The organism is Caballeronia eucalypticola (genome assembly GCF_047608185.1).
Taxonomy (GTDB): Bacteria; Pseudomonadota; Gammaproteobacteria; order Burkholderiales; family Burkholderiaceae; genus Caballeronia.
Window position 1 is genome coordinate 1 of sequence record NZ_JBLKRU010000087.1, and the last position, 15,616, is coordinate 15,616.

Genomic DNA, 15,616 nt, shown 5'->3' on the forward strand with positions numbered 1-15,616 from the left:
CTGCCAGGGAGCGCCCAGCGCCGACGCCACCTTCCCATACTGCTGCGACGCTTTTCGCACGATGGCGATATCGATCTCCCCGTCCTCGGCCAGTGCTTTCAGCGCTGCAATCACAATGGATGCACGATCCACCTCGAAGAACTCGCGCAGTGCCTGACGCGTGTCGCTGCGACCGAAGCCGTCGGTGCCGAGCGTCACGTAGCGACGCGGCACGTAAGCGCGGATCAGTTCGGGCACGGCGCGTACATAGTCCGTTGCCGCGATCACCGGGCCGCGCGATGCAGACAACATGGTGCTCACATACGGCGCCGGAGCCATCTCGCCGAGACGCGCAAGCCGTTCAGACGCCATGCCGTCGCGCTGCAATTCGGTGAAGCTCGTCACGCTCCATACCGCTGCCTCAATGCCCCAATCGTCGCGCAACATTTTCTGCGCCGCGATGACCTCGACGAGTATCGCGCCGGCGCCGAGCAACTGCACCTGCGCCGTCGCGTCCGGTGCCGTCGCGAGCGGATACATGCCTTTGAGGATGCCCTCGCGCAGGGTCTCGAGGTCGCCGCCGGGCACCGATGGCTGCGCGTAATTCTCGTTCATCACCGTGACGTAATAGAACACGTCGCGTTGGCGCTCGACCATCTCGCGCATGCCTTCGTCGACGATAGCCGCGAGCTCATAAGCAAACGCGGGATCGTAGGCGCGGCAGTTCGGTATCGTCGATGCCACCAGGTGGCTGCTGCCATCCTGATGCTGCAGCCCTTCGCCGCCAAGCGTGGTCTTGCCCGCAGTCGCACCGATCAGGAACCCGCGTGCGCGCTGGTCCGCCGCGGCCCAGATGATGTCGCCAATGCGCTGAAAACCGAACATCGAGTAATAGATGTAGAACGGCAGCATGGGCAAATCGTGCACGCTGTACGACGTCGCCGCGGCAATCCATGACGACATTGCCCCCGCTTCCGAAATGCCCTCTTCAAGAATTTGTCCTTTGGTGTCCTCGCGGTAATAGAGCATGGAACCGAGATCTTCCGGTTCGTACAACTGCCCGAGCGGCGAATAGATGCCGACCTGTCGGAACATGTTCGCCATGCCGAAGGTGCGCGCTTCATCGGCGACCACGGGCACCACGCGAGGGCCCAGCGTTGCATCCTTCATCAGCGTACCGAACATGCGCACGATCGCCATGGTGGTCGACATCTCCTTGCCGGCCGCGTCGATGGCGAACTGGCCCCAGGTTGTCATCGGCGGGACGATCAGCGCCTCCGACGCCACTCTCCGCCTTCTGGGCAGATAACCTCCAAGACCTGCGCGCCGTGCGTGCAGGTACTGCATCTCCGGACTGTCTTCCGCAGGTTTGTAGAATTTGACCGCTTCGACATCGGCGTCCGACAGCGGCAGGCGAAAACGATCGCGGAACGCCTTCAGGTCATCGAAGCCAAGCTTCTTTTGCTGGTGCGTCGTCATCCTGCCCTGACCCGATGTACCCATGCCGAAGCCTTTCATCGTCTTGGCAAGGATCACGGTTGGCTGGCCTCGATGACCCAGCGCCTTCGCGTAAGCCGCGTGCAGTTTGCGCACATCGTGGCCGCCACGGCGCAAGCCGTCGATATCTTCATCGCTCAGATGCGAAGCCAGCGCGGCGAGTTCGGGATTCTGGCCGAAGAAGCGCTCGCGGTTATAACCGCCATCGTTGGCCGAGAAGGTCTGGAACTGGCCATCGACCGTATGGGCGAACGCACGCAGCAACGCGTTCGTCTGATCGCGTGCGAAGAGCGCGTCCCAGTCGGAACCCCACAGGACCTTGATCACGTTCCAGCCCGCGCCAATGAACTGCGCTTCAAGCTCGTCGATAATGCGGCCGTTGCTGCGCACCGGTCCGTCGAGCCGCTGCAGATTGCAGTTGATGACGAACACCAGGTTGTCGAGTTGTTCGCGCGCAGCGAGGGATAACGCGCCAATCGATTCCGGCTCGTCCATCTCGCCATCGCCAAAGAAGCCCCACACCTTGCGGTCCTGCGTCTTCGCAAGGCCGCGGTTTTGCAGGTAACGCATGAAGCGCGCTTGATAGATCGAGTTGATCGGACCGATGCCCATCGAGCCCGTGGGGAACTGCCAGAAGTCCGGCATGAGCCACGGATGCGGATACGAACACAGTCCGGGTCCTGCTATCTCCTGCCGGTAATGCTCCAGATGTTCTTCGCTAAGAAAGCCTTCGAGGTACGCGCGGGCATACACACCCGGCGATGAATGCGGCTGGAAATAGACAAGATCGCCACCCGTGCCCACGCCCGCGTCCGGTGCAGCCGCGCGGAAGAAATGATTGAAGCCCACTTCGAAGAGATCGGCTGCGGACGCATAGCTCGCTATGTGACCGCCAAGCTCGCCGTAAGCCTTGTTGGCGCGCACGACCATCGCGAGCGCATTCCAGCGCAACGCGGCGGCGAGCCTTTCCTCGATCTCCAGATTGCCCGGATAACGCAGCTGCTCTGCAACAGGAATGGTGTTGATATAAGGCGTGACACGCGCACGTGACGACTCGATACCCAACGAAAGCGCATGCTCCGCGAGGCGGTCATAAAGGTATTGCGCGCGATCCCGGCCGACGTGTTCGGTGACTGCATCCAGCGCCTCCAGCCATTCGGCGGTCTCCTCGGGATCGGTGTCTTCGCGACCTCGGGATATCGACAGGATCTGTTCGCTTCCGCTGGATAAATCAGTCATGGCACGGCTCCGCATTGAATGGGGGTATAGCGTTAGCTTTCGTTAGAGTGGGGGAATAGCGTTAGCTTTCGTTAGAGCTTAGCTGTTGAGTCGCAAAATATGCCACTGAGTTTCTTCAGTTACGGTGTTTAAACAGCGTATAAATTTCGTCTACCCCCATCTGCCGAGAATAATTGGCTCTGGCTGGACTTCGGACTATTGATCCACGGCACCTTTTGAGCATGAGTGGATAACGCGCTGCTAAGTTATCGAGATCCGACACCCCGCGATATAAATCGGATACCGTTGCGATCCTTCAGATCGTTTCTTTATGAGTGGACCGGCATTTTTTGGTAGCGAACTTGTACTACCGAATTGACTCCGACAACTTTATGTCTACGACCGTGCTGCGCGACACTGGTTGGCTGCACGCGCGCACATGCGCTTTGACATCCAACGCGTTACCATCGCAAGCTTGGGCGACGAGAAAGTATGGGGATGTACCTCGAGACGTGGAGGTACGGCCGCACCAGTGTCCGATTTGGAATGTATTGTGACTTGTATTAAGTGGCGCACGCCTTCATCGAGGCCTTAAAGTAGTACACGACAATACTACTGGAGACAATATATGTTCCTCGACCTAACGCTGGCAATCGACATGCACGATCCTGTTGTTAGCAAAGCCAACCAAGACCAAAATAGCTTTATGTCCCAAGGGCACATTGGCACCCATCTTGACGTATACGAGGGGCAGGCTCGACCGCCAACTGAGTTCGCCGTCCGCCGAGGCGTAATCGTCTATGTAGGTGACGTCGGGGAAACCGAGATCACCGAAAAGGTTCTCGAAGGTTACGACGTCCGCGAAGGTGATTTCGTCATTTTCCACACTGGCTATCTGTCGAAGTATTCGTACGGAACGCGTGAATATTTTTCCAACCATCCTCAAATGTCTTGGGATTTCATTCAAGTACTGGGGAAAATGAATCTGGGCTTTATCGGCTTGGATTTTGCAGGTCTGCGTCGCGGCGATGAGCATGGTCCAGCAGATATTTCGGTGGGTGAGAATGGCGGTTTCATCATTGAGAACATGAACAAAATCGACGAGCTCCACAGTGCGGTCGGTAGGAATGAGTTCAAGATGTACACCGCCTGGACGGGTTTAATTGGCTTTAGTGGACTCTCTTGCCGCGTGGTGGCAGAAATACCCGGCGCGGTGCAGTAAGCAAAAAGGATGTCATCATGCTTAGCCAAGAACAACTTAGCTACCGAACTGGGATGGCCAGGCTCGGCGCTGCGGTTCACATTGTTACCACCGACGGGATTGCTGGGAAAGCCGGTATATCAGCGTCAGCTGTTTGCAGCGTTACCGACGCACCACCCACGCTACTCGTTTGTGTCAATCAGCAATCTTCAGCACATCATGCATTGATCGAAAACGGTGTGCTTTGCGTGAACACACTTAGCGCATCGCACGAAGCTCTATCCCGCAAGTTCGGCGCAGGTGTCAGCATGGAAGAACGGTTTGCAGGAACAACGTGGAGCACGCTGAAAACCGGCGCCCCTGTTTTGGAGGATGCATTAGTGGCGTTCGATTGCAAAATAGTTGATACGATTTGTCAAGGTACTCACCGTATTTTCCTTTGTGAGGTTAAAGGAATTAAAGTGGACGATGGCGCGGAGAAGGGCGGCCTCATTTACTTTGATCGTCGATATCACGGATTGCAAGCTGCTGCCCTAGTCAGTACGTAGGGGAAGTCAAGCACGTCGGGTCTGACGTAAGGTCCTAATCGGATCATAGAAAGCAGGGCAGACCCGACTGCTATGCCGATCTGAAATAATAGTTTCGAGGGCTACTTATATGGGTGATGCGCTGGCTCAGGAGCATCTGGCTCGGAACCGATGCTACGGCGGACAGGGTTCATGCCTCGGCAGAGCTGTTCTCCCGCCTCGGGGACGCGCCTGCATATCGGCGACCAGTGTTAGATGCTCATGACCGCGACGATATGAGGTTTCGTCGACTGCGACCAAGTTCATCGCCCAGAGATTCTCTGCCGCTAGTACCAGTTCGACATAGCGCGAGCAGATGGCGTGTGCGCGCTGCCAAGTCAAACTGACGGCACGTGCGAGTGCAGTGAATGGCATCTGCTGCGAGAACATCAGCACGAGCGCCTCGGACAGCATCGGGTATCCGCTGAGTTGGCCAACCCAACCTGGGTCAACCAAACGCGCGGAACGATCGGGTAGGATCGGGTGAGCTGATTTATCGGTCGTCTGAAACAGTGGCTCTAATTGGATGGAGGTCGACGTTGTGACCGCAGTGTAGTAAAGCCACTTGAGTTGAATCAGAACGCGAATGAAAAAACGCTAGCGCGGGTTGTCATCAGCTCGATAAAGAGCCGTCTCGATAGCCTTACTGCCCGGACGCCGCCTTGGCGGCAGCCGCTTTCTTTTCCGCATCCTGGACGTTTTTCGGGTAGTTGTTCTGGTTGCCGCCGGGCTGGTAGCCGTTCTTTTCGAGCGTTTTCAGCTCGGCATTTTTCTTGGCACGGTTCGCCTTGTGGGCGGCTTTACGCTGTGCCTTCTGGACCTGCTTGGGCGTAGAGGCTGCCGTGTCGGTGCTTTGTGCCGTTGCCACAGGGGCCGTCAGCGCCGCAATGACAATCGATGCTGCAGCGGCCAGGGCGGTCACGCGGGTTGTCAACATCATCGAATTCTCCATAAATGGTTGTTTTAAGCGACGTCGCGAGCCGCGGACGTCGCATCTTTCTTACGCAAAACCTCAATCGCACCGTCAAGCCTGAAAGTCCTGGGGCTAGAGGCGCGATATCTTACCCACGAGGGTCGCTTTAGAATTTATGACGGAGTGCTAGCCGAAAAACCATTTGATGGTTGTTGGAAGAGTCACCGGATCCGCCGATGTCCGCAACAGCGACTTGTCCAAGTGACGACGTACCGGTAGCTCGTTGCCAGCCGCCCGAAAAATACACATCTGTCCGCTTCGATAATAAATAATCGACCGTGAACGCGACCTGATTGTAGTGCTGGTCACCGACGGATTGGCCTTTTGCCGTAGTCACGCTCCGTGCAGCCATGTAGTCGTAAAACACCCCCGCGGACAGGGCAGGAGTGACGTGGTAGGAGAGGCCAATATCCCAGTTGTTAAAGACGGCGGTACCGTTCTGGAAAGTTTGGCCAAGATTTGCGTACTGGACGTTCGAGTAGGACCCGCTTATCGCCATATTGCCAATCGTGTAGGTCGCGGCCGCCACTACGTCTTGGTAGGCCTGTGCTACTTGGTAAGCCGAGTTGAGGGAACCGGCCAGCAAGTTGAACCCACTTGCGTATGCAGTAAACCAACCGGTACCCGGACTTGCTGTCGGATGTTTGAAGTAATCGAACGCAATTCCGGTCTGAAGCCCACCGTGCGTATAACCGGCTCCAAGAGAATAGCCGGAAGTGGATGTGAAATTACCCGGCACGCCACCAAGGCTGTATTCCGCCCCAAAGGACAGGCCGTGATAGTCGGGGCTCATATACCGCACGGAGTTATTGAAGCGGATACTGTTGCTGACATTGTCGATGTCGCCTGGGTGTCCGCCGGGCAAGTCTCCAACCGCTGAGTTTCCAGCCAGAAATTCAGGGAAATACCAAACCATGTCGTACTGACGGCCGGCAGTAAGAGAGCCAAAACTGTCGCTGCTGAGCCCGACGAATGCTTGTCTGCCGAATTCAGTACCACCTTGGCCGAATTGACCGTTATTGATGTTGATGCCTGATTCGAGGGTAAAAATTGCCTTGAGGCCGCCCCCCAAATCTTCTTTGCCGGTGAGTCCCCAACGGCTGCCATCGATGCCGTCCAGAGAATCCATATAGACCGATTTGCCACCGCCGATGTTTGACTGATAATGAATACCTTCGTCAATTTCGCCGTACAGCGTGACGCTGCTCTGGCTATAGGCCGCGGAGCTCGCCAGGCACATAGCAGAGCCGATGATGAAGCCCACATTCTTCGTTTTCATAAGATCTCCAATCTTAGTGGTTAATGCTGTGCAAATGTGCTTTTGACCGCGGGTTCAGTGCGACACTTCCTTTGTTACGAGGGGACGGAAGGGCCGTGTGGTAGCGTGGAGCACTCGGTCCGACGGTTGCACCTCGATAAGAAAGCCGCCGCTTCTGGCAGTAATGGGACGAGTAACAAGGTCAATCCCAGTGCCGTAAGGCCACCCAGCCACAACGGTCCTTTCCAGCCCAACATTGAAATCGAGCGCCGCTGCAGAAACCTGCGGAGATAAACCCCAAAGAGATGCCGATATAAACGAGAACGACGAAAGTGGTACGGGTTCTTTTAGCGCTGAACTCAGACACAAGGCCGACTGCGCGCGGTGTAACAGCTCCCAAGCCGATGGGGTTAGGAACCGGCTTGGGAGCTGTGGCACACTTGGTGCAAAAACATTCAATACGCTAAATAGCCCGAAGAGACCCATCGCCGCGAAAGCCATCCTTTTTGTGTCAAATCGGTCCGTGATAACGGATTGTCAAGCTAATCCATTAGTAATCCAAATAGTTTTGCGGAAAGGATCGACCCCATGTCTGGTTCAGACGGATGCCATTCCTTCGCAAGCACTGTTGCAATGAAACTGATGATCTGTGTGTCGAAGCCGTCAAATGGCATGAGAAACGCGCAGAACGTGACAATGAAGCATTCCTATCTGCCAATTCTTCGGCCGTCGATCAGGTCGCAGATGTTGACTTGCCGTAATTCCATGCTGCGCTCCTTGCGATGAGGAGCCAGAGCAATTCATTCCGCTCGAGCGTACTAACTATGACGTAAATGTATTACGAGAAGCAGTGAGGAAAAACCCATTGACGTAAGAAACGTCGATGAATGTTGTTGGGGAAGTGTTAATAACAAATTTTAAGGGGGCGTCAGAATAAAATATTTGTTTTCATGCAAAATATATTGCCGCAGATGCAGCAGATTTTTTTATTCTTTTTTACTAAAACATTGACCAAAACAGCATTTTATCCTGATATAAGCATAAATCCAGCATCCGAATATGGTTAGTTAGTCGTACAGATTTGGTCGGCAGCGGTTGGCGCTTCGGGGCAGAATTTTTCATATGATATTTTCTTGCAAGAACCACGAACGCCAGCCACCTGTTGCGTGACTTTTCGCCCGCCCATCTGATTGGTAACTGGGCTGAACTGATCCCCTGAGGCTGGACCGGGAATTTCAGGAAACTAAGTTTGCGTGCGTGATATCGGATTGCTTGAGAGGTATCAGTTGAGTTTCATCGTCGTGGATATGCCAAGAGGGTGCGGCAGGGATTTCGCGATCGGTGAGGATTTCCGGGACCCATGCGGCTTTCACGAGCCGCAGTTCAGCGGCGGACGCCGCGTCGGCCTTCTTCATCTTGCCGAGGTCGGCGGCAATCTTCGGCGACACGGCGCTGGCGACGACCTCCGCGATGCGCGCCTTGCTGACGTGATCGAAATACGAGGCGCGCGTGGGCGTCCAGTATCGAGTTATGTCAAGGTTCAGTGCGCTCGCGAGCGCATTGATGGCGTGAGGCTTTTCGTCGCCCGCGATACCGTCAAGCAGCGCGCCGGTGCAGAAGGCGAGCAGGTCGAGGAGGGTCGTGCTGGTGTCCTGTTCGATCAGCCACGGCAGCAGGTCCGCGCGCCGCGCAGGGAGTTCGCGGTCCCACCGCTCGCGCTGCGCCTCGATGAGACTCCATGCAGTGCTCGCGGGCAGATCGTCCGCCGCGCCGAGCAGACTGTCGCGGTTGCTCGTGCAGGACAGTTTCAGCGCATGCGGTGCGAAACCCGACCCATACCCCTCCGGAAAGACTACCGGAATCAGGCGTTGGAGGATGGCCGTGAGTGCGACGGATGGCTGCGCGATCAGTTCCGCGTGAACAGCGGCGGTGCGATGCGCAGTGAGGCGCTGGCAGAGCTTTGCGCTGTGGATCGGTTTCTCCTTCGCGTCGGTTTCCTCTTTCGCCGGATGCGCGTTGAGTTTCCGGCGTGCCGGTCACGGTCGCGTCCACCGCATCCAGTGCCGCGCTGTTCTCGCGGCGCACCAGACCCCTTTCGATGACCAGTTGGCCCTGCGGGCTGACCATCACGAATGCGCCCGCTTCGGCCATCTGCTGCGCGTCCCACGTCGACGTGCAACTTTCAAGCGCGATGAGGGCAGCGTTGACCCTGTCGATGTCGGCTTCGAGGCGTTCGCCTGCCTCGTAGGCGTTCTCATCGTCCTCCGACAATGCTTCGAACTTTTCGGCCAGTTCGTCCTGCTGCGCGGTGAGTTCATCCATTGCCCCCTGTTCGTCATCGGCGAGGGGCCGTTGCACCGGTTGCAGCCTGCCATAGCGGTTCAGTTCGAAGACGTCGCGCTCGATACGCTGTTCGGTCCAGCCCCAACCTTCGGCCCGGACTTCTTCGGCGGCGGCGTCGAGTTTCGCGGCGGCAAGACGTTGCAGCAGTTCGGCGTCGGCAATGTAACCGGCGTTTTCGTCGTCGCTGAAGAGGTCACGTCTCACGTAACCGCCCTCTGCCTCATAGACGTCCAATCCCACGAAGCGCGCCAGACGGCTGCGGCTCGCGTCGATCTCGGTGTGCGTGATCGCTTGCCGCAGATAGTTGGGCTGGCGCTGCCACTCATTCGCATCGAACCAGATACGTTCCTGCGTCTCGTGGTCATCTGTGAGCGCGAGTGCTGAAAGCTGGTCGAGCGTGATCGCGTCCTCGCGCAGCAAGGCGAGCAGTTTCGGGGAGGCGCTGGCGAGCTTTATGCGCCGTTTGATCGTGATCGGCGCGGCTGAGAAAAGGGCGGCGATGTAATCGATGCTACGACCCTCCTCGGCCAGCATCCGGTAGGCGCGCAGCACGTCGAACGGGTCGAGCTCTTCGCGTTCGCTGTTCTCGATCAGCGAAATGGCAAGGGCTTCACCTTCGCTGACGATGCGCACGGGGACCGAATAGTCGGCGGTGATGTCTTTCTGTTCGAACAGCAGGTCGAGTGCCGCCTCGCGGCGCTGCCCAGCACAGACGCCGTATTTGCGCTGCCTGCCGCGCGAGCCGTTCATCTCATGGACGACGAGGTTCTGAAGCAGGCCCTTTGCGCGGATACTGACGGCAAGCGATGGAATACCCGTGAGCGGGTTCGTACGGGCATTGAGCGGCGAGGGATGCAGGCTGGAATAGGGCACGGTCACGACCGGCTGCTCTTTGCCAACGGTGGTTTCGAGTACGGGCGCGGTTTCGGCAGCGTCCGCCGTGTCGGCCACGGTTTCGGCGGTGGTTTGGACTTCATGGGCTTGCATGATTGACTCCATAAAATGGAAAGTGCCGGGTCAGGGTGCTACGGGATACCATCAAGACTTGAACCGGATAGGAATCCTGATGGTATAAATCGGAAGCTAGGTGGCGTTGGGCTGCCGCCCGTGCCGTGCTTACGCTTTCATCTGGCGCATGGCGTCGGCGAGCATCCAGAGCGCGCGGTTCAGTTTCACGTTCTGGTCGATGCCGGTGACGGGACGGGTGGACATGGCGCGCCCGCTGAGCGAGCGCCCATGCAGACCACCCTTGGTCATGTTTTCCTGAATTCGGGAATTCGGTTAAAAACGACCCAGAGGTCGTCGCGGCGATCCTCGAAGCGGCGCACGTTCAGAAGCTGGCTTTCGGTGATCGGAACGGGCACGTCGGCGTCGGTCGGGTCGTAGCGCAGCGCGAGCGCGGAGCGGGCAAACGCGTGCTGTTCGTCACGGTTGAGCGTCACGGTCTGCATGCCCTCCTTCTGTTCGCGGATCAGGTCGAAGCCGTCGAGCACGTCGAACGCGCCGTTGATGACGTTCTGCACGATATTGCCTTTGTGGGGCGCACGCACCTCGCCAACGGTTTCGCCCGCGACCATGCCGTTCTGGCAAACAAACCTGTAGACGCCTCCCAGCATTTGATAAGAGCTTGTTCCATCGTGCGAATTGAGCAGGATGATTTCGTTGACGTCCTCACCGTTAATCTTGCTCGCGGGGCGCATGCGGATCAGGTGTTTGGCGAATTCCCGCTTGTCCTGATCGCGCACGCGGGTCTGGCAGACCATGAAGGGCTGGAAGCCTTCATTGCGCAGGCCACGCAGCACGTCGATGGTGGGGATATAGGTGTAGCGCTCCGAGCGGCTTTCGTGCTTGCCGTCCGCGAAGATGGAAGGGGCGACGCGACGGATCTGGTCATCCGACAGGGGCGATTCGGCGCGGAGCATCGGGGAGCCGTAACGGAAAGAGGAAGCGAGTGAACTCCTCTGCCTCCCTCTTGGTTTCATATGAAAACTTCTTGCTATCACCGTCTGTGTCACTGCCGCCTGCCTTCCAGTGCCTTTCCAGTCTTCTTTTTAACTCGTTCCGGAAATCCGGGCCGCGAAGTCCGCTTTTTATACCCCGGCAGAACTTCACCAGCTCGGCCGGGACAACGTCCCGTTCGCACAAATCGATGCCCTTCAATGCAGCCGAAAGTGCAATGTCGAACAGAAAGGGGAATACGTACGAGCCGCCGAAATGATCCCGAAACGACCACAGCTCAGGTCGCTTGTACGTTGCTCGTCTGGCGATGACCGCCGCCTCACGCGGCATGCCGTACGACGCGGCAATCACTGAAGCCTTGCGCAAGCCGTCGTCCAGCCGATAACCACCATCACGTCCGAATTCCGCTCTTATGACGAACTTCGTCCGCTGCGTGCAGGCTCGTGCCAGCATGACAACCAGTTTCTTCTGTGGCGTTGGCATTAACTCGACAAACGACAATGCGGCGGCAATGCAACCTACTTCATTCGTGAGCGCGGCCAGAAATGCTTTTGTCTCCGTGCCGGAACCCGTGATGACATCCCTTTGCTGGAGAAAAGAAAAAAGATATTTCCCGATTTCAAACGCATACCAGGCTTCCCAGCCACGCATGTAGCGTAGTGCCTGGTCATGTCTGCCTCGCGCGATCATGTACAGAGGGATGGCCGCGTTATCCAAGGTTCGCGGTCCTTCCCGACCCAAACCACTATTCTGGTCCTGCTGCCATGCGTGGCTAAGCCAGTCCTGTGTCCTGATAGCGTGACGGGACGCTTCGTCCAGGTCGCCCGCTAGCGTATTCGCAATAGCTAGTCGAGCGTGGCGCGTCCCGGGCCATGGTGTGCGAGTTTCGAAAAGGCGCCGTGTCGCGTCCACGTCCGCAGCCGCGACGACCAGATCAGGCGCCTCCACAATATAATCGGCGCCCCGGCGGTCAACGGCTGCGACCGTTGACAACTCGACCAGCAGATGCACGAGTTGGTCGAAATCCTCCCTGTTGGCCGCGTAGCGCACGGCCGCCCGGAGGCGTGCATAGCGGATATTGCGTCTACCGACGGTGCTGGTGATCGCTGCTGGAAACCTGTCGTCGAACGCCAGATCGAACAGTTGCTGTCCGTCACCTAGTTTTTGCAGCAGACCCGGCAAAGCGCGCGCCGCATAAATGGAATGTTCCTGACGGGCCAAGAGATTGAACGCAACCTTTCGTAGCGGCTCGATCAACGACCCATACTTTTCTCGCACAAGTGTTTCTGTCGGCTCATCGCGGAACATCAGTCCATGACGCGTGCGTTCCAGCAAAGGCCACAAGTCAGCAACGAAGCTCTCGATCTCACTCAGTTGCAGCCCGTGTGCCTCCGCATACTCCGCAAGCGGTACTGGCGGGGGCAAAACCGAAAGTCCCGCCAGGAAGGCACTGGCATCGGAAGATTTATAGCCGCGGCTGGTCGCGGCAGCAAGGGCCCTGTCGAGCCGTTGTTGAATCAGATCGGTCAATTCAATCTTACTGTCGATTTCCGACGCATCCAGCAATCCCCCTCCGGCACCAATCAGATACGCGAGAATGCGAGGATTCCCATTGGATCTCGCCTGCGCGACACGTATCTCGAGCTCGCTGACTTTGGGCATACGGGAGCGCAGATAGGTAGCCGTCTCCACCGGGCTAAATGGTCGCAGTTCAAAGTCACAATATGACAAATGCTGTATAGGAATGCGATGTGATCTCGAAGACGCGACAAGCTTCACACCCACAACCGGTGTTTGCTGCAGGCTCTCGATGAGTCGCACGGGAAAACACTCTTCTTGCACGTCCTTCGCGTGTTCAGTCGCATTGTCAATTGCGTCGAGAAAAATTAGCAGTTCCTTGCGCGGCGCGACTGTTGCTAGCGTCCTCACAGACTGCTCGAGCCTGCGGCGGAATGTTTTCAACAGGCCCTGCAAGTCATCAGCGCCAGGAATAATCGGATCGCACAGGCCCTGGCAGGCTAGTGAATTCGCAATATGGACAAGGCCGTGCTTGGGTAGATGCCGCGCGTCTTCAGGGGACCTGTACGCGCCGCCACCGAAACAATCGAAGAAAATAGTCTCGAACCGCGCTTCGAGCGCTTTCGCCAGACTTTCCATGAAAACGGTTTTCCCGACGCCGCCGGCTGCGTGCACCAGCATTGGAGTGGTCAACGTCGGAATCAGGGCTATCGCTGAATCCAGTTGCTCACGTGGAACGATGTCTGACACCGTGGTTAGACTCGACGGACACGGTAGCAGCGCTTCGCGCTCGGCAATCTGGAGTGCAGCAAGAACGTCAGGCTCCCGGATGACGTTGCGGTCAATGCCGCTGTAGCCTGCCTTGGTGCGAACCATGTCTCGCATCGCACCGAGGAGAGCCGCCGCCCTCAAATCGGTACTCGCGGACCCTGCGTGCCAGCAGCATGGATAACTCACTCTTGGTCGCGGCCAAACTCCCGCGACTGCCAACAACAACAAGCTTTTGCAGGAAAGCGGGAAGAGCAGCGTCGTCAAGCGCAGCAGCAACCTTCAACTGAGCCGCCTGATCTTTGGCTTCGCCTGAGAGGCGCGTTCCTTTCCCCATTCCGTCGATCGCCATCAGCAGTGGCGGATAGATGGGGCGATTCGTCAAAAGTTCAAAACGGAGCTTCGCTTCAACCTGTCGGGAGCCATACTGGGAGATGAAGCCCTTGTAGGCAATGGCGAACTTTTGAATCGTCTTCTTCGCGTCACTGGCGCGGAAGTCCGTGTTCGCTCGGCTCGGAGAGTATTTGAACTGGACGACAGCTACCGTGTGGGAATGTTCAAACCCCGGCGCCTTCCCGAAATACAACGTGAGGTCAGCGACTTCGACAGCCTCGGCTGGGGCAACAATCTGGTCATCAGGTTCAAGACCTTCGACTGCAATCCCAACGAGTCCGTCGTCGGCCAGTAACAGCTGCATGGCCTTACGGGCAGTCCACGCCTCATGGTACTCATGTCCGTCGCGGGACGCGCGGACCGTATCGGTCTTTCGCGAAACATTACCCATCATCGGTCCAATTCTATAATTTTCTTCGGAAAATGAGTCTGGTCGTTGAGTCGATTTTGTGCACTAAAGCATCCCGCCTATTCGCCTGAACCAGCCTTCCACTTCTCCGCGAGGATCTCTCGCTGCCAGACGTTCGGCCGTCATCAACGGAAAAGCCTTGTTCGCAAGCCTGAGCTTCGCTGCGCCATCCTTCATGACGGCATCGGTTTTCTGCTTGGCGAAGTAGGCTTCGTCAAATAACCTGGGCACAGCCTTTTCATCGGGTCCCGGTTGATCCAAAACAACAACCTCGACACCAAAAGCGTCCCCGATCGCATCCGCATGCAGATAGCATTCGATCTCATACTTGTTCGTCACAACCGCCCACGATCCATCCGTCCGCTGGTTTACCTCGGCAACCGAAGCCGCATACACCGGCACGTCGTTGTCGTAGATATGCACCTCCGGCCGGTTTAGGGAGCGGAGATAGTGTTGAGTGACCCAGTGCTTGAGCGTCGATCCGCCAAGCAAGACAAAAGCGACTCGCTCGTCGCTTGTCAGGTCCGGAATCGTATTGTCCGCTGCATGCAGCGCCCGGCTGAGGTATTTGAATGCTGCAACGTCGGTCGGGCCCTCTACGCAGAGGAGAACCTTTACGCGACTATCGGGCACAACGCCTAGCCCGAATGGCACTTACTTAAGCCCGAGGAGCGTGCCCATATTTTCGGGCGCGCTCGCGAGCGATGTGACGAGGCTCTTTCAGCCATGGATAAGACTTCGGTCTACGTTTACGCATTCGTGGTTCGATGCGACCGGGGCGATTCCCAACACGGGACTGTGCGATCAGGCTGAACAGGAGACTCTGGTCGTGCGTTGCCGTCAGCCCTCTGGCCAGCCATTCAGTCCATAGCTGCACGGTGTGCTTGAAGCTCAGTGCTCTCGGGTCCGTGGCGTAGTGGCTGGCGGCTTGGGCCATCAGCAGCCGGATTACGTTGTAGGCCAGCAGATGGACCCAGATCTCCTTCTCGTTCATGTGGGCCGTTTGGCAATGCAGCACATCCATGCCCATCGTTGTCTTGATGTTACGTAGATCCAGTTCCACGTTCCAGCGCCTGGCATACAACTGCGAGAGGTCCTGTTTGCGGGTCTTGCGTGCATCAAGCATCGTGGTGACCAGCACCTGGTGATGCAGCCTGGACTCGCGCATTGTCAGTTCATCGGGGAAGGCCTGGTACTGCTCACGCGTCATCCAGGCGGGACACTGCTGGGGTTTGGGCCACGTCACAAGGTGATCGCGCGTGCCCAGCGACTTGCCGCGCCGAAAGTCGGTGTGGCGCGCCCCATGCTGTTCCATCACGACATCCACCCCGGCGGCGATCATTGAGGCCATCAGAAAGTAGTGGCAGTACAAGGCGTCAGCAACGATCACGTCACCGCGACGAAACGAGCTTTGCAGCATGCGAAACGCCGCCAGCTCCCCGCTGCCTTTGCCCGCATAAGTTCCGAGCGCCGCCTCCAGCACTGCGCCGCTTGCCAGACAGATCACCGCAACCAGATAGGCTAACGGAAATCC

9 protein-coding genes and 2 pseudogenes are annotated in these 15,616 nt (G+C 57.4%); 2 read left to right on the top strand and 9 right to left on the bottom strand.

The window, feature by feature from the left end; genetic code table 11:
- The coding region (gene mdeB, locus ACMX25_RS39780) for an alpha-ketoglutarate dehydrogenase (protein WP_414951278.1) at positions 1-2,715 on the bottom strand (2,715 nt) is incomplete at its 3' end.
- Between the two features lie 607 nt (positions 2,716-3,322).
- On the opposite strand from mdeB, the gene ACMX25_RS39785 reads away from it, so the two are divergent.
- Both ACMX25_RS39785 and ACMX25_RS39790 read left to right on the top strand, forming a co-directional pair.
- On the top strand, positions 3,323-3,916 hold the full coding sequence (locus ACMX25_RS39785) for a cyclase family protein (RefSeq protein WP_414955302.1): 594 nt from the start codon (positions 3,323-3,325) through the stop codon (positions 3,914-3,916).
- Between the two features lie 17 nt (positions 3,917-3,933).
- On the top strand, positions 3,934-4,443 hold the full coding sequence (locus ACMX25_RS39790) for a flavin reductase (protein ID WP_414955303.1): 510 nt from the start codon (positions 3,934-3,936) through the stop codon (positions 4,441-4,443).
- 661 nt (positions 4,444-5,104) lie between these two features.
- Here ACMX25_RS39790 and ACMX25_RS39795 read toward each other — a convergent pair.
- From ACMX25_RS39795 to ACMX25_RS39830, 8 genes and pseudogenes are all read right to left on the bottom strand, one after another.
- Positions 5,105-5,401 (bottom strand): hypothetical protein, encoded by a 297-nt coding sequence (locus ACMX25_RS39795; protein WP_414955304.1) that lies wholly within the window; start codon positions 5,399-5,401, stop codon positions 5,105-5,107.
- A 139-nt stretch (positions 5,402-5,540) separates the two neighbouring features.
- Positions 5,541-6,713, bottom strand: coding sequence for a porin (locus ACMX25_RS39800; protein ID WP_414955305.1), 1,173 nt, complete (start codon positions 6,711-6,713; stop codon positions 5,541-5,543).
- Between the two features lie 1,271 nt (positions 6,714-7,984).
- Positions 7,985-10,022, bottom strand: a pseudogene (locus ACMX25_RS39805) (ParB/RepB/Spo0J family partition protein); the annotation flags it as partial.
- A gap of 129 nt (positions 10,023-10,151) precedes the next feature.
- Positions 10,152-11,017: pseudogene (locus ACMX25_RS39810) on the bottom strand (DUF932 domain-containing protein).
- Positions 10,926-13,388, bottom strand: coding sequence for a hypothetical protein (locus tag ACMX25_RS39815; protein WP_414955306.1), 2,463 nt, complete (start codon positions 13,386-13,388; stop codon positions 10,926-10,928). Before ACMX25_RS39815 ends, ACMX25_RS39810 begins: the two are co-directional and overlap by 92 nt.
- A complete protein-coding gene (locus ACMX25_RS39820; RefSeq protein ID WP_414955307.1) occupies positions 13,354-13,977 on the bottom strand; it encodes a hypothetical protein in 624 nt (207 codons plus the stop codon). The genes ACMX25_RS39815 and ACMX25_RS39820 overlap by 35 nt, the downstream gene beginning before the upstream one ends.
- A gap of 150 nt (positions 13,978-14,127) precedes the next feature.
- Entirely contained in the window at positions 14,128-14,715 is a 588-nt protein-coding gene (locus ACMX25_RS39825; RefSeq protein WP_414955308.1) for an OLD family protein, read from the bottom strand.
- Between the two features lie 25 nt (positions 14,716-14,740).
- Positions 14,741-15,616 (bottom strand): IS4 family transposase (locus ACMX25_RS39830; protein WP_414949048.1); only part of this gene is annotated, 876 nt, incomplete at its 5' end.

What these genes read in the sequence shown, in the direction of transcription:
- ACMX25_RS39820 (WP_414955307.1), bottom strand. Translation starts at nt 13,977, where the DNA reads ATGCAGCTGTTACTGGCCGACGACGGACTCGTTGGGATTGCAGTCGAA.
- ACMX25_RS39795 (WP_414955304.1), bottom strand. Translation starts at nt 5,401, where the DNA reads ATGATGTTGACAACCCGCGTGACCGCCCTGGCCGCTGCAGCATCGATT.
- ACMX25_RS39815 (WP_414955306.1), bottom strand. Translation starts at nt 13,388, where the DNA reads ATGGTTCGCACCAAGGCAGGCTACAGCGGCATTGACCGCAACGTCATC.
- ACMX25_RS39800 (WP_414955305.1), bottom strand. Translation starts at nt 6,713, where the DNA reads ATGAAAACGAAGAATGTGGGCTTCATCATCGGCTCTGCTATGTGCCTG.
- ACMX25_RS39785 (WP_414955302.1), top strand. Translation starts at nt 3,323, where the DNA reads ATGTTCCTCGACCTAACGCTGGCAATCGACATGCACGATCCTGTTGTT.
- ACMX25_RS39790 (WP_414955303.1), top strand. Translation starts at nt 3,934, where the DNA reads ATGCTTAGCCAAGAACAACTTAGCTACCGAACTGGGATGGCCAGGCTC.